Annotated in this window: 20 protein-coding genes; 9 read left to right on the top strand and 11 right to left on the bottom strand. The window is 64.5% G+C overall.

The annotated features are described in order from the left end of the window. Positions 1 to 18: 18 nt before the first annotated feature. The gene (locus tag EJ068_RS29745) at positions 19 to 621 is read right to left on the bottom strand and encodes a hypothetical protein (protein WP_127250627.1); all 603 of its coding nucleotides are present in this window, start codon (positions 619 to 621) and stop codon (positions 19 to 21) included. A 115-nt stretch (positions 622 to 736) separates the two neighbouring features. Here EJ068_RS29745 and EJ068_RS29740 point away from each other — a divergent pair, with 115 nt between their 5' ends. The 3 genes from EJ068_RS29740 (at position 737) to EJ068_RS29730 (ending at position 2,991) form a co-directional block, all read left to right on the top strand. After that, entirely contained in the window at positions 737 to 967 is a 231-nt protein-coding gene (locus EJ068_RS29740; RefSeq protein ID WP_126061281.1) for a DUF2093 domain-containing protein, read from the top strand. 122 nt (positions 968 to 1,089) lie between these two features. Then, positions 1,090 to 1,869 (top strand): glycosyltransferase family 92 protein, encoded by a 780-nt coding sequence (locus tag EJ068_RS29735; RefSeq protein WP_245463284.1) that lies wholly within the window; start codon positions 1,090 to 1,092, stop codon positions 1,867 to 1,869. 189 nt (positions 1,870 to 2,058) lie between these two features. Further along, positions 2,059 to 2,991, top strand: coding sequence for a UDP-glucuronic acid decarboxylase family protein (locus tag EJ068_RS29730; RefSeq protein ID WP_127250624.1), 933 nt, complete (start codon positions 2,059 to 2,061; stop codon positions 2,989 to 2,991). A 37-nt stretch (positions 2,992 to 3,028) separates the two neighbouring features. On the opposite strand, the gene lpxK is transcribed toward EJ068_RS29730, so the two are convergent. The 7 genes from lpxK to epmA form a co-directional block, all read right to left on the bottom strand. Further along, positions 3,029 to 4,057: a tetraacyldisaccharide 4'-kinase gene (gene lpxK / locus EJ068_RS29725; protein WP_127386396.1), complete on the bottom strand. Its 1,029-nt coding sequence runs from the start codon at positions 4,055 to 4,057 to the stop codon at positions 3,029 to 3,031. A 74-nt stretch (positions 4,058 to 4,131) separates the two neighbouring features. Further along, positions 4,132 to 5,448, bottom strand: coding sequence for a lipid IV(A) 3-deoxy-D-manno-octulosonic acid transferase (gene waaA / locus EJ068_RS29720; protein ID WP_127250622.1), 1,317 nt, complete (start codon positions 5,446 to 5,448; stop codon positions 4,132 to 4,134). After that, a complete protein-coding gene (locus EJ068_RS29715; RefSeq protein WP_127250620.1) occupies positions 5,445 to 6,224 on the bottom strand; it encodes a lysophospholipid acyltransferase family protein in 780 nt (259 codons plus the stop codon). The genes waaA and EJ068_RS29715 overlap by 4 nt, the downstream gene beginning before the upstream one ends. Before the next feature lie 5 nt (positions 6,225 to 6,229). Next, positions 6,230 to 6,475: a DUF4170 domain-containing protein gene (locus EJ068_RS29710; RefSeq protein ID WP_042646392.1), complete on the bottom strand. Its 246-nt coding sequence runs from the start codon at positions 6,473 to 6,475 to the stop codon at positions 6,230 to 6,232. A 75-nt stretch (positions 6,476 to 6,550) separates the two neighbouring features. After that, entirely contained in the window at positions 6,551 to 7,360 is an 810-nt protein-coding gene (locus EJ068_RS29705) for a 3'(2'),5'-bisphosphate nucleotidase CysQ (RefSeq protein ID WP_128298263.1), read from the bottom strand. Then, positions 7,347 to 8,690 carry a TldD/PmbA family protein gene (locus EJ068_RS29700; RefSeq protein ID WP_127250617.1) on the bottom strand — a complete coding sequence of 448 codons (1,344 nt, stop codon included), beginning with the start codon at positions 8,688 to 8,690 and terminating at the stop codon, positions 7,347 to 7,349. Before EJ068_RS29700 ends, EJ068_RS29705 begins: the two co-directional genes overlap by 14 nt. A gap of 205 nt (positions 8,691 to 8,895) precedes the next feature. Next, positions 8,896 to 9,939 carry an EF-P lysine aminoacylase EpmA gene (gene epmA / locus EJ068_RS29695; RefSeq protein ID WP_127250615.1) on the bottom strand — a complete coding sequence of 348 codons (1,044 nt, stop codon included), beginning with the start codon at positions 9,937 to 9,939 and terminating at the stop codon, positions 8,896 to 8,898. A gap of 129 nt (positions 9,940 to 10,068) precedes the next feature. On the opposite strand from epmA, the gene efp reads away from it, so the two are divergent. Next, entirely contained in the window at positions 10,069 to 10,638 is a 570-nt protein-coding gene (efp, locus tag EJ068_RS29690) for an elongation factor P (RefSeq protein ID WP_042646394.1), read from the top strand. A 132-nt stretch (positions 10,639 to 10,770) separates the two neighbouring features. Here efp and EJ068_RS29685 read toward each other — a convergent pair whose 3' ends face one another. Then, complete coding sequence (locus tag EJ068_RS29685; RefSeq protein ID WP_127250613.1) at positions 10,771 to 11,493, bottom strand: phytochelatin synthase family protein; 723 nt, start codon at positions 11,491 to 11,493, stop codon at positions 10,771 to 10,773. A gap of 391 nt (positions 11,494 to 11,884) precedes the next feature. Here EJ068_RS29685 and EJ068_RS29680 point away from each other — a divergent pair, with 391 nt between their 5' ends. From EJ068_RS29680 to EJ068_RS29670, 3 genes are all read left to right on the top strand, one after another. Beyond that, positions 11,885 to 13,246 carry a winged helix-turn-helix domain-containing protein gene (locus EJ068_RS29680; RefSeq protein WP_245463283.1) on the top strand — a complete coding sequence of 454 codons (1,362 nt, stop codon included), beginning with the start codon at positions 11,885 to 11,887 and terminating at the stop codon, positions 13,244 to 13,246. After that, on the top strand, positions 13,243 to 14,484 hold the full coding sequence (locus EJ068_RS29675) for an MFS transporter (RefSeq protein ID WP_127250611.1): 1,242 nt from the start codon (positions 13,243 to 13,245) through the stop codon (positions 14,482 to 14,484). Before EJ068_RS29680 ends, EJ068_RS29675 begins: the two co-directional genes overlap by 4 nt. A 115-nt stretch (positions 14,485 to 14,599) precedes the next feature. Next, a complete protein-coding gene (locus EJ068_RS29670) occupies positions 14,600 to 15,688 on the top strand; it encodes an acyltransferase family protein (RefSeq protein ID WP_127250609.1) in 1,089 nt (362 codons plus the stop codon). 24 nt (positions 15,689 to 15,712) lie between these two features. On the opposite strand, the gene EJ068_RS29665 is transcribed toward EJ068_RS29670, so the two are convergent. Together EJ068_RS29665 and EJ068_RS29660 are read right to left on the bottom strand one after the other, a co-directional pair. Next, entirely contained in the window at positions 15,713 to 16,351 is a 639-nt protein-coding gene (locus EJ068_RS29665) for a DUF5074 domain-containing protein (protein WP_127250607.1), read from the bottom strand. A 31-nt stretch (positions 16,352 to 16,382) separates the two neighbouring features. Further along, entirely contained in the window at positions 16,383 to 17,603 is a 1,221-nt protein-coding gene (locus tag EJ068_RS29660; protein ID WP_127250605.1) for a helix-turn-helix domain-containing protein, read from the bottom strand. Positions 17,604 to 17,723: 120 nt separating this feature from the next. On the opposite strand from EJ068_RS29660, the gene EJ068_RS29655 reads away from it, so the two are divergent. After that, positions 17,724 to 18,473: a DUF899 family protein gene (locus tag EJ068_RS29655; RefSeq protein ID WP_127250603.1), complete on the top strand. Its 750-nt coding sequence runs from the start codon at positions 17,724 to 17,726 to the stop codon at positions 18,471 to 18,473. A 103-nt stretch (positions 18,474 to 18,576) separates the two neighbouring features. Continuing rightward, on the top strand, positions 18,577 to 18,819 hold the full coding sequence (locus tag EJ068_RS29650; RefSeq protein ID WP_245463282.1) for a hypothetical protein: 243 nt from the start codon (positions 18,577 to 18,579) through the stop codon (positions 18,817 to 18,819). Positions 18,820 to 18,918 lie beyond the last annotated feature (99 nt).

Raw genomic sequence — 18,918 nt, 5'->3', positions numbered from 1 at the left:
ACTTTTCCTGGAATTGCTCTAGCGAAGCAGCAGGACCATGATCGTTGCCGTCACCGCCGAGACGATGGCCGTGACAACCGAGATCGTCCAAAGGGATATCGGCGCGGATTCCGATCGCGGCGCGTGACCAGCCGGGCGGATCGCGGCGCCGCGAGGCTGCGGCGCGTTGGCGTTGGCTGCTACCAGCACCGCCGCGGAGGCGACGGCCGGCGAAAATGTGGACAATGCCGGCGCAACCGCGGGCCTGGACACATTGTCTGCAACCGCTGCCTGCGGTGAGGCGAAGCCGCGCGGAGCCTGATCGGCATCCGTCGCCGCCCTGCCCGTCGAAGGTCTTGCCGGCGAGGAGTCGGTGACGGCATCGGGCTCCATCACGGCGCGGTAAGCATTCTCGACCTCTGAGGACGACAGGCGCTGCGATGCCTGGGCGGCAGGGCGCGGTTGCGCGCTTTGCAGCGACTGGGCCGCGATTTGCGCCGCCTGCCCCGTCGAGGGCGCCTGCGGCTGGACCAGCGTCTTGATCAAAGCCGCCACCGCAGGATCGGCCTTGGGCGACGGCGCCGGCTGCGGGGTAAGCGCTTCACCGATCAGTGCGTTCAAGCGGGTCGAGGTGATGTCCATGCCGGCTTCCGGAAACTATTTTGACGCTCAGCCATACCGGATGAGCATTGCGTCAAGCTTGACGTTGCTTGCGATTTGTGGCGATTGAAACCCAGATGAACGCAAGCGTCCTTTCATGATGAACCGTTTCGAAGGCCCGGGCGGCAGGGAAGCCCGGATCCGCTATCTCGACGGCGACTTCCAGGTCACCAGTCCGGGCTCGTTCGTGCGCTGCGCGGTGACGGGCGAGAACATTCCGCTCGACGAGCTCAAATATTGGAGCGTCGCCCGGCAGGAGCCCTATGTGAACGCGGCAGTCTCGCTCGCCCGCGAGATCGAGATGCACCCGGAACTGCGCAAACGGTGATAGGCCGGGCGAGCCCACGACGCCGTGACAGTCACCTCGATTGCGCCTAGGCTACCGAATTGAAAAACTTCAAAAAGTCTCTCAAGACCTTTCTTCGCATGCCGCTTATCATGCGTGCGAGAATGCGCGATCGGGCGGTATCGAACGCCCCACGGTTCAAGCTGGCGGCCTGCGCCATCTTCCGTGAAGAAGCGCCGTTTCTGGCCGAATGGATCAGGTTCCACCAGGGTGTGGGATTTGAGCATTTCTATCTCTACAACAACTTCTCGACCGACGACTTCAAAGCCGTATTGGACCCGTTCATCCAGCAAGGGCTGGTTACGCTGGTCGACTGGCCGCGGCCGGTGGGACAGCTGTCGGCTTATAGGGACTGCATCCGCAGGCGCTGGCGTGAAGCATTGTGGATCGGATTCTTCGACATCGATGAGTTTCTTTTCGCGCCCGACGGACGTGACGTGCCCTCGGTTCTCAGGGACTATCGCGACCTTCCAGGCGTTTGCGTCTGGCAGGCGTTCTATGGCTCTTCCGGCCATGTCGAGCGGCCGGAAAGTCCACTGGTCGAGGCCTTTACGATGCGAGCCGGGCCGGACATCACGACGGTCAAGACTATCCTCAACCCTCGCATGGTCTACAGGCCTGGCGTCCATCAGTCGAAATTCCTGTCCGGTGAAGGGGTGGACACTGATCGACGGACCATCGTGCCCGGTATGCCTCCCAAGCTCGATATATTGAGGACCAATCACTATTGGTCGCGATCGCTCGCCGACCTCGACCAGAAGATCCGGCGCGGCGACGCCTCGACTTCCACGCCGCGCGACAGGGATTGGCATTTCGACTTCGAAAGCAAGCTCAATGTCGAGCGCGACGAGACCATCCTCGAGGCGATGCAGCGTCAGCGCTGAGGCAACCTGCAACTTGGCCTGTCGCGGCTTCACGGCCGGCGCCATTCACCCGGGAGGCCAGCCCATACAGGTTCCTGGCCGAGTGCCGGCAACAATCGATCGTCGCGACGAAAAACCCTTCTTCCAACGCACGTGACAGGTTCGTGACTCTGCGGTTATAGACAATGCCGTGGGTATGGGGGATTTGCCGTGAAGGCACTGGTGACCGGCGGTGCCGGCTTTATTGGTTCGCATCTATGCGACCTGTTGCTGGCAAGCGGCTATGAAGTAATATGCCTCGACAATTTCTCGACTGGTTCGGATGAGAACATCCGTCACCTGTCAAACAATGCGCGGTTCAGCCTGCTGAGGCACGATGTCACCGTGCCGCTTCAGGCCGAGGCCGATGAGATCTTCAATCTCGCTTGCCCCGCCTCGCCTGTTCACTACCAGCGCATTCCAATCGAGACGACAAAGGCTTGCGTCTACGGCGCCATCAACATGCTCGACCTTGCATGCGCTTCGGGCGCCAGAATCCTTCAGGCGTCGACGTCCGAGGTCTATGGCGATCCGCAAGTCCATCCCCAGACCGAGGCCTATTGGGGCCATGTCAACCCGATTGGCCCGCGCAGTTGCTACGATGAAGGCAAAAGATGCGCCGAAGCACTGTTCTTCGACTATCGGCGCCGGTCGCAACTGCCGATCAAGGTGGTGCGCATCTTCAATACATATGGACCTCGCATGCACCCTTCGGATGGGCGCGTGGTCAGCAATTTCATCGTTCAGGCATTGCGCAAAGACCCCATAACCATCTACGGCGACGGAAGCCACACCCGCAGTTTCTGCTTTGTCGACGACCTGATGGATGCGATGGCCCGGATGATGGCGACGCCCGACGATTTCGTCGGGCCCGTCAACATCGGAAACCCGACGGAAGTCACGATCCTCGAGCTGGCCGAGCTGGTGCGGGGCATCGTCGGCGGCAAGTCGAAGATCGAGTTCAAGCCCCTCCCCGAAGACGATCCCCAACAGCGCCAGCCCGATATAGGCCTGGCGCGTTCGGCGCTGGACTGGTCCCCTCGTGTTGCCCTCGAAGACGGGCTTGGCGAGACAGTTCGCCATTTCCGTGGGCTTATCAACTGACGGCAGGGCACCGGATCAACCAGGCGCGGCGCACAACTCAACCCCGCATCTTGCGCTGACGCCAGGCATCGAGCGTCTCGCCGATGATGCGTTCGGGCACGTGATCAAGCTCGAACACGGCCTCGATATCGAGCACGTCCAGTTGATCGAGGAAACCGGCGGGCACCTCGCCGTGGTGCAGCCGCGCGGCGTCCTTCGCCGTGGTGACCAGGCGCAGCCCCTCCTGCCGGGCGAGTGCCAGAAGGTCGGCAAGCTCGTCTTGGGCGTAGAAATGATGGTCCGGAAAGGCGCGCGAAAGCGCGACTTCACCGCCCGCTCCGCGCACCGTGTCGAAGAATTTCTCCGGATGGCCGATGCCGGCGAAGGCCAGGAACCGGCCGCCGGCGAAGCGTGACGGATCCGCCGGCTCGACATGCGCCAGGAAGATCGGCCGGCCGGCACGCGCCGCCTGGCGCACGACGCCGTCGGCGGCGGCGCCCTCGCCCATCTTCAGCAAGCCGCTGGTGAAGACCAGCTGGTCGACGATCTTGGCGCGGAGCGGTCCACCCGGAATTACGCGGCCGTTTCCGACGCCGAAGCGGGCGTCGACCACGACCAGCGCATAGTCGATATGGATGCGCGCCGACTGGAAGCCGTCATCCATGATCAGGAAATCGCAGCCATGTCCCTCGATGAGCAGTTTTGCGCCCGCGGCGCGGTTCGCCGTCACCGCCACCGGCGCGTGTTCGGCCAGAAGCAGCGGCTCGTCGCCAACATGTTTGGCGGCGTCGTGATGCGCATCGACGACATGCGGCTTGGCGAACGAACCGCCATGGCCGCGCGACAGGAAGCCGGGCGTGAGCTGCATGCGCCTGGCTTGTTTGGCCAGGGCAATGGCGACCGGGGTCTTGCCGCTGCCGCCGACGGTCAGATTGCCCACGCACAGCACCGGCGCGTCGACCTTCTCGCGCGGGGCATGCCGCATGCGGCGGCCGGCAACCATGCCGTAGGCAGCCGACACCGGCGACAGAGCGAGCACGCGCCAGTCCGGCTTTTCCCACCAGAAGGGCGGCGCCTCGCTGGTCATCGCGCGGCTTCCGCGCAATTTGATTTTGCGCATGACCTTCTCCAAAAATCGGGTCCGATTTTTGGGATCATGCTTTAGCGCCCGTTGGCGCCTTTCAGGCGCGCCTTGACGACCAGCGGCTGGATATAGGGCTCCAGAGATTTCAGCGTCCGGGCGAGCGCGCCGCGCATCTCGTCGACGGTGGCGGCACCCGCCGCGATCATTTCGTGGCGCGCCACTTCGTTGGTCAGAAGGAAATTGACCGCGCCGGTCAGCATGTCGCGGTCGCGCACAAGCTTGGCGCCGCCGCTGTCGAGCAGGCGCTGATAGGCCTCGCGGAAATTCTGGACGTTGCGGCCGGCAAGCACCGCGGTTTCGAGCATTGCCGGCTCGAGCGGGTTCTGGCCGCCTTCCGAGGTCAGCGAACGGCCGACGAAAGCGATCTCGGTCAGCCTCAGGTAAAGCCCCATCTCACCGATCGTGTCGCCCAGAAGGATATCGGTATCAAGCGAGATGCGGTCGCCCTTGCTGCGCCTTGCCACCGTCAGGCCCATGCCGGAAATCTGCGCGGCAAGCGCGTCGGCGCGGTCGGGATGACGCGGCACGATGATGGTCAAAAGCCCATGATGGCGCCTGTGCAGGCTGGCATGAACCTCGGCGGCCACGACCTCTTCGCCGTCATGGGTCGAGATCGCCGCCCAGGTGGGGCGATCGCCGATCTGGCGCTGCAGGGTGGCCAGGGCCCGCTCATCAACCGGCGGCGGGTTTGTGTCGACCTTGAGATTGCCGGAAACCGTGACCGGCCGGGCGCCGAGCGCGCGGAACCGCTCGCCGTCGACATCCGATTGGGCGATGACATGGGCGAGATTCTCGAACAGCGCCTCGGCAACGCTTGCGCGCTTCTTCCACGAGGTGAAGGAGCGGTCCGACAGCCGGCCGTTGACCAGAACCTGCGGCACATTGCGGGCGCCGAGTTCCAGGATGGTCATCGGCCAGATTTCCGATTCGGCGATGATCGCCAGTTCCGGCCGCCAGTGATCGAGGAAACGGCTTACCGCGGGCTTGAGATCGAGCGGCACATATTGGTGGATGATGCGGCTGCCGAGGCGCTCGTCGGCGACCTTGGCCGATGTCACGGTGCCGGTGGTCAGGACGACGTTGACGCCGTAGTCGAGGATGCTCTCGACCAGCGGCACCACCGCGATCGTCTCGCCGACGCTTGCCGCATGGATCCAGATCACCGGCCCTTCCGGCCGGGGCCGGCCGGCGACGCCATAGCGCTCGCGGCGCCGGGCGCGATCCTCCTTGCCGCGCGAGGCCCGCCAGGCGACATAAGGACCGATCAGCGGATAGGCGGCCGCCCCCGCATAGCGGTAGGCGGTCAGGGCCGCACGCGCCCAGCGCTCGCTCATTTGCCGCCATCCACGAGGCGATAGGCCTCGGCCGTCGCGGCGTTGAGGGAGGCGGTGACCTCCTGGCGCTTGCGCTCCATCTCGGCATCGTCGGCATCGGCCGGCACGAAGACCGGGGGGCCCACGATAACCGCGGAGCGCCCGAAAGGCAGGTTGATGGTGGTCTTGTCCCAGCTCTTCTCAAGCACCTTGCGGCGACTGGTGGCGATAGCCGAAGGCAGGATCGGCCGGCCGGAAAGCCTTGCCAGAAGAACGATGCCAAGCCCGGCCTCGCGCGGCTTGCCGTTCGGAATGTCGGCGATCATGGCGACGTTCTTGCCGATCACGAGCGACCTCTTGAGCGCGATCAAGGCCTTGGCGCCGCCCTTGTCGAGGTGGTTCGAACTGTTGCGGCCGCCGGAACCGCGCACCGCCTCGATGCCGAATTTCTCGAGCATCAGTGCCTGGAGCTCGGCGTCGGCGCTGCGCGAGACCATGGCGACCAGCGGCCGGCCCTTGGGGTAATAGGCAGGGGTCAGGAGTTGCTGGCCATGCCAGAGCGCGATGATGCCGGGCTCGAGATGCGCATAAGCGCCGCCGGCAACCTTCGTCGAGCCTTCGACAAGCGGGCTGGTGAGGCGAATCAGCCGCAGGAACCAGGCGAACAGGCTGGCGATGAAATTCTTGACGAACCCCGACTGCGCCAACGGCTCGCGGATGCGCCGCCACAGCGTACGCGTTCCGCCGCGTCTGGCAGCGCGCCGCCTGGTCGCCCCTTTCACCGCCTCATGCTCCATCGACGTCAACCGCCGACCTTTGTTTCTGGATCGAGCAGACGGTGCAGATGAACAACGAAATAACGCATATGGGCATTGTCGACACTGGCCTGCGCCTTCGCCTTCCACGCAGTGTGCGCCGATTGATAGTCGGGGTAGATTCCGACGATGTCGAGCGCGTCCAGGTCACGAAACTCGGTTCCACCCAGCTTTTTCAGCTCTCCACCGAAAACCAGGTGCAAAAGCTGTTTCTTTCCGTCTTCCACGGCCATGCCGATCCTTCGCAGATTCATGAATTTTGTGAAACGTTTAGCCCAAAGCAGACGATTTTGGAACTGTGGGCCGACTCACCCTTGGTCAATGCGGGCAATTACACCGGCGAGCACGCCAAGCAGTTCGCCGCTGCCGGCCGCGAGCGCGCCGTGATTGATCACCTCGCCGGCATAGCGCGGCGGCTTGCCAGCGCGATCAAGCAGTGCACCGCCAGCCTCGGCGAGGATGAGATCGGCGGCGGCGATGTCCCAGTCATGCGCATTCGGCTTGACGAAGGTCGCATCGAGCTTGCCGGCGGCGATCATCGCCAGCCTATAAGCAAGCGAGGGGATGTAGGCGGCCCGCCGCAGCCTGTCGTGCCAGGCCTCCGGCATCAAGTCGACCAGCGTCTTGGGTCCGCCGATATCGACGCTCTGACCCAGCGGACGCACATGGATGCGCTTGTCGTTGAGATAGGCGCCCTCGCCCGGCAGCGCCCAGTAGGTCTCATGCTTGGCCGGGCATTCGAGCACGCCGGCGAGCGAGCGGCCGTCCTCGACCACGGCGACGCTGACGCACCAGGAATGCAGACCGTCGAGAAAGCCGCGCGTGCCGTCGATCGGGTCGACGACGAAGGTGCGGCGGGCCGACAGCCTGGCGTGGTCATCGGCGGTCTCTTCCGACAGCCAGCCATAATCCGGACGCGCCTTGAGCAAGGTCTCGCGAAGATAGGCGTCCGCGGCATGGTCGGCCTCGCTCACCGGCGAGGTGCCGCCCTTCATCCACACCTGCGGGTTGTTGCCGAAATAACGCATGGCGATGGCGCCGGCTTCGCGGGCGGCTTCGCGCAGCAATGCAAGGTCGTCGCCAGCCTCGCTCGATGTCAGTTGGTCAAGCGCCGGCAAGGGTCATCCCTTCGATCAGGAGCGTCGGGGCAGCCGTGCCGAAATTGCGGTCGAGGTCGCTCGCCGGCACCATGTTGAGGAACATGGCCTTCAGGTTGGAGGCGATCGTCACCTCGGCCACCGGATGTGCCAGCGCGCCGTTCTCGATCCAATAGCCGGAGGCGCCGCGGCTGTATTCTCCGGTCACCATGTCGACGCCCTGGCCGAACACCTCGGTGACGTAGAAGCCGCGCTTCAACGAGGCGATCAAGTCGTCCGGCGAACGCTCGCCGGGCTCGATGGCAAGGTTGGTCGAGGACGGCGAGACCGACGAGCCGCTGCGCGAGCCGCGTCCATTTGTGACGAGACCGAGCTCGCGCGCGGCCGAGGTCGACAGGAACCAGTGGTTGAGCACGCCCTTCTCGACCATCAGCAGCTTCCCGCCCTCGACGCCTTCGCCGTCGAACGGGCGCGAGGCCTGTCCCCGCCGGCGCAAAGGCTCGTCGGTGACGGTGATCGCGGCCGAGGCCACTTGCTTGCCCATCATGTCGCGCAGGAAGCTGGTCTTGCGGGCGACCGCCGCGCCGTTGATGGCGCCGGCGAGATGGCCGGCGATGCCGCGCGCGACGCGCGGATCGAACACCACATCGACCGGGCCGGTCGCCGCCTTGCGGGCGCCGAGGCGGCGCACGGCGCGTTCGCCGGCCTTGCGGCCGATCTCTCCCGGCGCGTCGAGATCGGCGAAATGCTGGCGCGAGGAGAATTCATAGTCGCGCTCCATCGCCGTGCCCTCCCCGGCTATGACGCTGGTCGAGCGCGAGAAACGCGAGGCGACATACTGGCCGACAAAGCCATGCGAGGTGGCGAGCACGAGCCCGCCCAGTCCGGCGCTAGCGCTGCTGCCGGAGGAATTGGTGACGCCCTTGACGGCCAATGCGGCCGCTTCGGCGGCAAGGGCTGCCTCCTTCAACTGGTCGGCCGGTACCTCGGTCGGATCGAAAAGGTCGAGGTCGCGCAAATTGCGGGCGAGCAGCGCGGGATCGGCGAGGCCCCGGAACGGATCCTCGGGCGAGACTTTGGCCATGGCGACGGCGCGCTCGGCAAGCGATTTCGGATCGGAAGCGGCGGTCGCCGAGACGCTCGCCACGCGTTGGCCGACGAAGACGCGCAGCGACACATCCTCGCTCTCCGACGATTCGGTGCCCTCGACCTTGCCCAGCCGCACCGACACGCCGGCAGAGCGGCCGCGCACCGCCACCGCGTCGGCCGCGTCGGCGCCGGCGCGCTTGGCGGCCTCGACGAGCGCCGTAACGCGATCGGTCAATTTCGCTGCGTCGAGCTGGTTGGTCATAAGGTTGTTCCCGTTTGTTCATGCAATCTGTCAGGGCCATGCACTTTGTCACGCCCTGCGGCACCTGTCGCATCGTCTTGTGCATGCCGAAGCGCCAGCTGTCGCACCATCTATTGTTCCACCCACGCTAGTGCAATGGCGGATGCGGCAATCTCAAGGCAATCGCGGTGGTTCGTGTGGGATGCGCAGGGTCGAAAAGGGCGTGCTATCCGGCCACCGGCGCCCAGATCACGTCCTCGATCCTCGTTGCCCCCGTCGCCAGCATCACCAGCCGGTCGAAGCCCAGCGCCGAGCCGCTTGCCTGCGGCATGATGGCCAAGGCCCCCAGGAAATCCTCGTCCAGCGGATAGCGCTCGCCATAGACGCGCTCCTTCTCGTCCATCTCGGCGAGGAAGCGGCGGCGCTGCTCTGCCGGGTCGGTAAGCTCGCCGAAGGCGTTGGCGAGCTCGACGCCGCAGCAATAAAGCTCGAAGCGCTCGGCAACGCGCGGATCCTCGGCGCTCGGGCGGGCAAGTGCCGCTTCCGAAATCGGATAGCCGTAAAGGATGGTGGCCCGCCCCTGCCCCAGGGCCGGTTCGATCTTCTCCACCATCACCCGACTGAACAGATCGGCCCAATTGTCGTCGGGCGCGGTGCGCAGGCCAGCCTTGACCAGCGTGGCATGAAGTCCGTCGCGATCCGTGCTCCCGTCAGCCGCGACGGTCGCCAGAAGGTCGATGCCGGCATATCGAGTGAAGGCCTCCGCCACGCTCAGCCGCTCCGGCTCGGCGAAGGGGTCGGCCTCGCGTCCGCGAAAACGGAAAAGCCTGGAGCCGGCCTTCTCCGCGGCGAGCGCCAGGAATTCGGCGCAGTCGTCCATCAGGCGCTCGTAAGTTTCGCCGATGCGGTACCATTCGAGCATGGTGAATTCGGGATGATGCAGCGGCCCGCGCTCGCGGTTGCGCCAGACCGGGCCGAGGCTGAAGATGCGCTCCTCGCCGGCGGCGAGCAGCTTCTTGCAGGCGAATTCGGGCGAGGTGTGGAGATAGAGCGGGTGGCGCGATGCGTCGGGGCCGAGCGCCTCGGTGGCGAAGGCGGAAAGGTGTGCCTCGTTGCCCGGCGAAACCTGCAGCGCCGAGGTCGTCACCTCGATGAAATCACGTTCCGCGAACCAGCCGCGAAGCGCCGACGCGATGGCGTTGCGCGCCATAAGCCGTGGCCGGCGGTCGGCATGGATATCAGGCATCCACCAGGGCGAAGCGGCGGTCATAGGCAGGAAAATCGCGCGGAAGACTGGCGGTTCGGCGCAAGATGCGCTAGGGCGCACGCGATGGCCACCGTCGCCGCTTCGCGGAAATCGACGCTTGCAGGCCGAAAAACTCGAACGGGATCGAATATCGTGGTCAAGGTCATCGCCAGCTCCTTACGCAAAGGCAACGTCGTCGATAAGGACGGCAAGCTCTATGTCATCCTCTTTGCCGAAAACATCCACCCTGGCAAGGGCACGCCGGTGACGCAGCTCGACATGCGCCGTATCGGCGACGGGGTGAAGGTGTCGGAACGCTACCGCACGACCGAAATGGTCGAGCGCGCCTATGTCGAGGAGCGCGAGCACACCTTCCTCTATTCCGACGGCGAAGGCTTTCACTTCATGAACCCGGAAAGCTACGACCAGGTCGTGGCTTCGGAAGCCGTGGTCGGCGACTTTGCGCCCTATCTGCAGGAAGGCATGGCCGTTCAGCTCGCCCAGTTCAACGGCGTGCCGATCTCGCTGACGCTGCCCCAGCGCGCCACCTTCGAGGTGGTCGAGACCGAGCCGGTCACCAAGGGCCAGACGGCGTCTTCCTCCTATAAGCCGGCCGTGCTCTCCAACGGCGTGCGCACCGCCGTGCCGCCGCACATCTCCGCCGGCACGCGCATCGTGGTGATGACCGCAGACGGGTCATACGTCGAGCGCGCCAAGGACTGAGGGCTCACGGGCAACGCGGAGCATTTCACGGAAACGGCGAACCGCTCCGCCTTCTTGGTTTCGAGGCAAATTAGGACCCACAGGCTCCGGCGCGGGCCTTTGTGGGCGTTCTCCGCTGGAAGTTCGGCTGAACTACTGTCCCGAAGGCGACGATATCAGCACATATCCGCGGGTTTTGTTCTCATTGTCGCTGTCGACCGTGTTCATCGCTCCGAACAGGTCGGCCGTTTTGACCCACACCGGCGGGTATTTGTAGCGGGCGACATCGAGGATCAGGAAGCGGTCCGCTTTCTCGTCGTAAGCGGCCAGTGGCGATATATGCCCGCCTTTCTCCTGGCCCATCGCCTTGCGCAGATAGTTGACGATGACGAAGTGCCCGGGCTTGGCAAGGAACGAACTGGCCTGGATGCGGAACTGCTCGAGGCTGGCATCCGAAGCATGGCGGACCTCGGCCTTGATCGGCTGGGTGGAAAGAATGGCCCCGATTTGGTCGAGCGTCATTCCCTGCTTGTCGAGGACCTGACGAGGAAGAATGGTTTCCGTGCGCTCGTTCAGGACATTATCCTGCGTGAACGTCTTGTAAGGTTCGTATTCGGGCACCGAAGGCGCCGGAACGTTGAGCGCGTTCAACACCATGACGATGCTGGCCACGCCGCAATAGGCCTGCGTCTTTTGCGTGAGAAAGTTGCTCGCGAGGGGGAAATAGGCTTCCTTCGCCATGCTCTCGGCAAGAAAGCCTTCTCCGGCAGGGGAACTGAACCCCGTCAGATTGTCCGGAAGCTTCAGCGTCTCCGAGAAGGCGCTGGGTGCAATCAGAAGAAACGTTAGCAGGAGCGAATAGAAACGCGCAGACATGGTGACCCTCAAGCCTCGTGGAGAAAGCATCGAGGGATGCTATCAGCTTTTGTAAGCCATCGCACGTTGATCTGCCGGCGCGCCCGGGTCAATCAGCCAGCCGCACCATCAGGCGGCCGCCGCCACCGGCAGGCTGGCCGCTTTCCATTCCGGCATCCTGTCCTCGAGGCGGCGCGCGGAACGCCCCAGTTACCGGTTTTGCCATTCTCAAACCCTTTTCCGAAAACTTTCCAAGCGTCTACTATGTGCACATGCACGGGACTCGCATCGCTTTTGGTCCGTTCGTACTCGATCCCGACACCGGGACGCTCCTTAAAGAGCGCATCCCGATCGCCGTTGGGCATCGTGGGCTGACGTTGCTTGCCGCGCTTGCGCACGGCCCGGCGAAATCGTGACCAAGGCTGAGCTGATGGACGCTGCCTGGCCGGGCACCGCCGTTGAGGAAGGCAACCTTACCGTCCAGATCGCGACACTAAGAAAGGTTCTTGGTCCGGCTGACAACGGCGGCGAGTGGATCGCCAATGTGCCTCGCGTCGGCTACCGCTTCACCGGGACGATTGAGCCGGTGGCGAGCACACCCTCCAAACCGATGCCGGCATCCGGCAAACCGTCGATTGCGGTGCTGCCCTTTGCCAATTTGGGCGGCGATCAGGACCAGCAATATCTCAGTGACGGCATAACCGAGGACATAATCACGGAGCTGGCCAGATTTCGCTCCCTCCTCGTCATCGCACGCAACTCGTCTTTTCAGTTTCGCCATCCGGCACCGGACATCGCTGAAGTCCGTCGCAAACTCGGGGTTCGCTACCTCGTCGAAGGCAGCATACGAAAGCTCGGCGATCGCATTCGCATCACCACACAATTGATTGACGCCGCCACCGGCACCCACCTGTGGGCCCAACGGTACGACCGGGCCCTCAACGACATCTTCACATTGCAAGACGAGGTTGCCGCGCTCATCGCCTCAATGGTCGAAGGCCAAACGGAGGCCGACTCGGCAAGCCGCTCCAGGCGCAAGCCTCCAGCCGATTGGGATGCATACGATTACTATCTGCAAGGGCGCGCGCTCTTCCATAGATATGAACTGGACAAGTCCGAGCCGCTGTTCGTTCGGTGCGTCGAGCTCGATGCGACATTCGCTCAAGGCCACGCCTTCCTCGCCCAGGCCCTCGTTGGCAAATTTTGGTACGACAACGATCCCCGCACGCTGCAGAAGGCCTGGGACTCGGCACGAGCGGCGCTCGCTCTCGATAGGAGCGACGGCGTGTGTCACCAGAGCATGGGGCTGGTGCTTACGCATATGCGCCAGCACAGCGATGCGGGAATGCATTTCGAGCGAGCACGCTCGTTGAACCCGCTCGACGTGAACATAGCAGGGGATTACGCGAGCTGGCTCAATTACGGCGGTCGGGCCGAGACGGCACTCAACGTGCTCGAAAGTGCGCTGCTGCGCGACCCGTTACCTCCGACATGGTTTTGGGAGGTGAAGGGCAGCTCCCTTTTCCTGCTTGGCAAGTACTCGGAAGCCGTCAGTTCGTATCAGAAGGCCGGAGACCATTTCTTCACTCATGCCTTCCTCGCGGCGACTTACGCGCATTTGGGCGAGATGGAGAAGGCGCGCGCTGAAGTCGAGGAAACACTGGTGAGGAAACACGACGTGACTGTTCGGCTGATTTCAGGTCTCCCGTTCGCCGACCCGGTCGCTCTCGAGCTTTTCACATCAGGCTTCAGAAAGGCCGGTTTTCCAGTGTGAACGCCACCGCCGTCGCGCTCGGCCTCAAGGCCAACTGGAAGCAGTTTTCGCTGCTGGTGCTGATCAACGCCTTCGTTGGCGGGATGGTGGGCATCGAGCGGACCGTCGTGCCGCTGATCGGCGCGGAGGAATTCGGCGTCGCTTCCAGCACGCTTATCGTCTCCTTCATCGTCAGCTTCGGCGTGGTCAAGGCCTGCGCCAACCTCGTCTCCGGCCAGCTTGCCGACACATGGGGCCGCAAGCGCGTGCTGGTCCTCGGCTGGCTGTTCGGCCTGCCGGTGCCCTTCATCATCATCTGGGCTCCGAACTGGGGCTGGATCGTGGCCGCCAACGCGCTGCTCGGCATCAACCAAGGGCTCGCCTGGTCGATGACGGTGATCATGAAGGTCGATCTGGTCGGGCCGAAATCGCGGGGACTGGCCGTCGGCCTCAACGAGTTCGCCGGCTATCTCGCCGTCGGCATCACCGCCTTCCTCACCGGCTATCTCGCCAGCCGCTACGGGCTGCGGCCAGTGCCGATCTATCTCGGCGTCGTCTACGCGATCCTGGGTGCGGCGCTGTCGATCCTGCTGGTGCGCGACACACGCGGGCATGTGGAGCTGGAACTGGCTAATCACCCAAGACAGTCTTCGCCGCTCAGCTTCCGTGAGATCTTCATGCTGACCTCGTTCGGGGACCGTAACCTGTTCGCCACCTCTCAGGCCGGCCTGGTGAACAATCTGAATGACGGCATGAGCTGGGGGCTGTTCCCGCTCTTCTTTGTCGCCAACGGGCTCGGCGTCGAGCGCATCGGCATCCTCAAGGCGGTGTATCCGGCGGTGTGGGGCATCCTGCAGGTCGCGACCGGGCCGCTCAGCGACCGGTGGGGCCGCAAGGGGCTGATCGTCGCCGGCATGTGGGTGCAGGCGGCGGGACTTCTCTTGACCGCCATGACGCGCGATTTTGGCTGGTGGCTGCTGGCGAGCCTGCTGCTCGGCTTCGGCACGGCAATGGTCTATCCGAGCCTGATCGCGGCGGTTTCGGACGCCTCTCATCCGTCCTGGCGGGCGCGCTCGCTCAGCGTCTACCGCTTCTGGCGCGATCTCGGCTATGCGATCGGTGCGCTGTCGGCGGGTCTGATCGCCGACTTCTTCGGCTTTGCCGCGGCGATCGCGGCAATCGCGGCGCTGACGTTCCTGTCGGGCGCGATCGTCGCGATAGCGATGCGCGAGACGCATGCCGCCGCGCAGTCGCCATAAGGCGATGGTTAACGCGGGTCCCGAACAAGGTGTTTACGATATCGTAAGCTTGTTGCTGCGGGCCATTTGCCGGTCCGCTACAATCGCGGCAGTTGAATTTTCCTCGAGATCGTTCATGAGCAACCCGAACCGCATGCCGTGGGTGGACACGGCAAAAGGCCTTTCCATCATCCTGGTGGTGATGATGTACTCGGCCTACAACACAGGCGAGTACACCGGCGGCGTCGGCTTCCTGCACTATGTGATCGGCTTCGCGACACCCTTCCGCATGCCGGAATTCTTCCTGATCTCGGGCCTGTTCCTGTCGCAGGTGATCGACCGGCCGTGGCGGCGTTATGTCGACCGCCGCGTCGTCCACTATCTCTATTTCTACGTGCTGTGGGCGCTCGTCTCGATCGGGCTGAAGATCGGCATCTTCAGCCGCGACCCCGCCGGCATGCTGCACGACCTGGCAATGGCCGTCGTCCAGCCCTATGGCGTCTTGTGGTTCATCTACATGCTGGCGGTTTTCGGCATCGCGATCCGCGTGCTGCGCGAGCTTCGCGTGCCGCATTGGGTCGTCATCCCGTTCGCTGCCGCGCTGCAGATGTGGGCGCCGAAGCCGGACAGCTACGCGCTCGAGCAGTTCGCGGCCTATTTCGTGTTCTTCTATCTTGGCTTCGTGCTCGCGCCGCTGATCTTCCGGCTGGTGGAATGGACGCAGGCTCGTCCGGCGATCGCCGTCGCGGGCCTGCTCGCCTGGGCGCTCGTCAACGGGCTGCTCGTCTATTCGCCGGGCTACGCCATGCAGGCGGTCGGCATGCAGATTGGCCTGGCGGCGTGGCCGCCGCTGCATCTGACGTTGGCCGTCGCCGGCGCGGTGGCGCTGTGCGTGGCCGGCGGCTTCCTGTCGAAATTCGCTTCCATGGAGTGGCTGCGCTGGCTCGGCGAGCATTCGCTGGTCGTCTATGTCGCCTTCACCATTCCGATGTCGATCTTCCGCGGTGTCATGCTGGCGAGCGGCCTTCTGACCGACACCGGCATGCTGAGCCTGGCTGTGCTGCTTGTCTCGGTCATCAGCCCGGTGGTGCTCTATTTCATCGTCAAGCGCATCGGCTTCGGCGCCTTCCTGTTCGAGCGGCCGGCCTGGGCGCATGTCGACGGGCCGAACGCCGCGAAAGCCTCCAGCAAGCCCATGACGCGGCCGGCGCGCGAAGCGGCCTGACCGCGCTGCCCTTTCGCCAGCCCGTTACTTGGCGCCGTGTCCCGGACGCTTCGCGGCCTTGATCTTGCCGCTGCTGCCGCCTCCGCAGAAGAAGCAGCCGTCGCCGTCCGATTCCAGCCCCGACACGCCGGAGGGCATCGCCAGCTCCTGCAGCACGTCGCCCGTGTCGGGATCGACGCGCACCAGGTCGCCCTCCTCGCCCTCCCAGGTGGCGTGCCAGAGCTCGCCGTCTACCCAGGTGACGCCGGTGACGACGCGCTTGGATTCGATCGTGCGGATCACTCTGCCTGTTTCAGGATCGATCTGATGGATCTTATGCGCCCGGTATTCGCCGACCCAGAGCGAACCCTCGGCCCAGGCCATGCCTGAATCGCCGCCATTGCCGGGGGCAGGAATGGTGGCGACGACCTTGCCGATCTTCGGGTCGACCTTGTGGATGCGATCCTCGGCAATCTGGTAGAGATACTCACCATCGAAGGCAGTCCCGGCATGCGAGGCGACATCGATCGTACGCACGATCTTGCCGCTGTCGGGATCGAGCGCGTTCAGCTTGTCGCCACTGGCGAACCAGATATTTTGGCCGTCATAGGTGACGCCATTGACGCGCTCGACGCCGGGGAACGGTCCGTATTCGCGCAGGATCTCGGCAGCGGCTCGTTTCATTTTCAGCCTCCATTCGAACAATGGCCGCAGACTAGTCGGTCGGCAGCGGCCCCGGGAGTAACAACACAGTCGGGAATCCGGTCACCGGCGGCATCATCCAGCGGCGCGCCCGGCCGCGGCCGACCGGCTGCACCTTATTCTGCGTCGACAGTTCTTCCAGCGCTCGCTGCACGGTGCGCGCGCTGGCGCCAAGCGCGATCGCCAGCGCCGAGCTCGACCAGGCCTCGCCATCGGTCAGGAAGGCAAGCACCGCGCCATGCTCGTCTTCGACCGGCGGCGCCAGCACGACGACCTCGGCGGCCTTCAACGGCGTCAAGGCAAAGCCGGCGGCCGTGGCATTGATCTCGGCCAAGCCGGCGAGCTCGGCGCGCAGCCGTCCCATCTCGACCCTCAGCCGCGCGCGATGCGATTCATCCGCATGCCTTGCCCGAAAGGCGCGTCTCAACAGCAACTCACGCGAGGCATCCGCCGGCCAGGCTTCGGCAAGCGTGCGCGCCAGCGCGAACAGCACCGGCCGCGTCGCCAGCGAGACGACCGCATCGGCCTCGCGCGCCACGTTGCGGCAGGCATCGACGACGAGCGCGCCCGAGGTCAGCAGCGCTTCGACCTCGTCAAGCAGCAGCTCCTTCTCCGTCCCACGCGCGATCAGCCGGCCGACCGGCGTGTTCAGGACCAGGGACGCCGCTTCGACTTCGGCCTTCAATGCCGGGATATTGGCTTGATACGCGGCAAGCGATGCCCGGCCGAATGCCGAGCGCGCCGCCTTTGTCCTCAGACGCCGGACCGCAATGCCGGCCGCGGCCAGTTCATGCGCGACGCGCGCGACCGGCGGCAGCGGCGCCGGATCGAAATCCGAAAGCAGCCGCTCGGCCTCGTCGAGCCGGCCGATCAGAATGAGGCGGCGTGCCTCGAGGCTGCCGGCATAGGCGGCGTTCAGCCGGTCGCCATGCGCGGCAAGCGTGGCGCGGGCGGATCGCAAGGCCCTTTCCGGCCAGCCGAGGTCGCGCGAGACCAACGCGATCTCAGCCTCGGCGACGACGCAGCGCGCGCGGGCGACGGTCTCCCTCGAACTGAAGGCCCTCGCCGCGTCCTTCAGCAGCGCCTTGGCCTTGGCGAAATCGCCGAGCTGCGCCATCGCGATGCCGCGCAGCGCCAGCGCCGGCGCGTCGTCGCGCAGCGCGACGCGCTTCAAGGCGCCGAGCGGATCGCCCGCCGCAAGCGCGCGGCCGGCGGCATTGATCAGCGAGTCCATGCCGTCGCCTCGAGGCGCGCCGGATCAAATCGCGTCACACTTGTAACTCTCACCATCGAACCATGCGGCCTATGTCTGTCCCTGTCACCCCCAACCAAACCCAAGAACGGGACAAGAGCAATGACCCAACACATGAAGACACCGCCGGTCGTTTCGCAGGAAGCGTGGGAAGGCGCCTATGAAGAAATGCTGGTCAAGGAAAAGGCGATGACCCGCGCCCGCGACGCATTGGCCGCCGAACGCCGCCGCATGCCGTGGATGGAAATCACCAAGGACTATGTGTTCGATGGCCCGAACGGCAAGGCGAGCCTGCTCGACCTCTTCGAAGGCCGCCGCCAGCTCGTGATCTACCGCGCCTTCTTCGAGCCGGGTGTCTTTGGCTGGCCCGAACATGCCTGTCGCGGCTGCTCGCTCGGCGCCGACATGGTCGGTAACCTCGCCCATCTCAACGCCCGCGACACCACGCTCGCCTATGCCTCGCGCGCGCCGCAGGCCGACATCCAGCGGTTGAAGCAACAGATGGACTGGAAAATGCCCTGGTACACCATCACCGACAGCTGGGATAAGGATTTCGGCGTCGACCAATGGCACGGCCACAACGTCTTCATCCATGACGGCAAGCGCATCTTCCGCACCTATTTCGTCAACAACCGCGGCGACGAAGCCTTCGGCACCGTGTGGAGCTATCTCGACGTCACGCCGCTCGGCCGTCAGGAGGTGTGGGAGGATTCGCCCGAGGGCTATCCGCAGACCCAGACCTACAAATGGTGGAACTGGCACGACAATTACGATGAAGGCGCCGCCCCAGACCAGAGATGGGTCGAGGTCTCGGATGCCGGTGAAGCGGCGTTCCGCAACAAGAGCGCCTGAGCGCGAAGCGACTCCGGCGGCGGCCACACGTCGCCGGAGCCGATCTCGCCAAGCCTTGTCTCTCTGACCCCTGCAAACCTGACCGCTTCAGAAGGTGGATATTATGAGCATCGACAACCCCGCCCCTCGCCTGAGCGGCTTCGACCTCGCCGACTGGCTCTGCCTCGCCGCGGCGCCAACCTTCGCCATGATGGCGCTGCTGACGGCTGCCTACGGCGACCACGACATGATGTGCATGTCGGCCGCCTCGGTGCTGAGCGGCATGGCGCCGATGTATCTGTTGATGGCGGGCTTCCATCTGACGCCTTGGCTGCGGCTGATGGCGAGGCGCACCAATGGGATTTGACGCAAGCGCTCAGCGTTCCCGTTACCTTGCGTTTAGCTCTGCCATGTAGAGAATTCGGATGCGGAGGCGGCGTCTGAATGCTGGATAACTATGAGGCGG

Origin of the sequence: Mesorhizobium sp. M2A.F.Ca.ET.043.02.1.1 (assembly GCF_003952405.1) — a bacterium.
In the GTDB taxonomy this organism is placed as follows: Bacteria; Pseudomonadota; Alphaproteobacteria; order Rhizobiales; family Rhizobiaceae; genus Mesorhizobium.
Note: the sequence above shows the minus strand (reverse complement) of the source record. Positions and strands in the feature narration are given on the sequence as shown.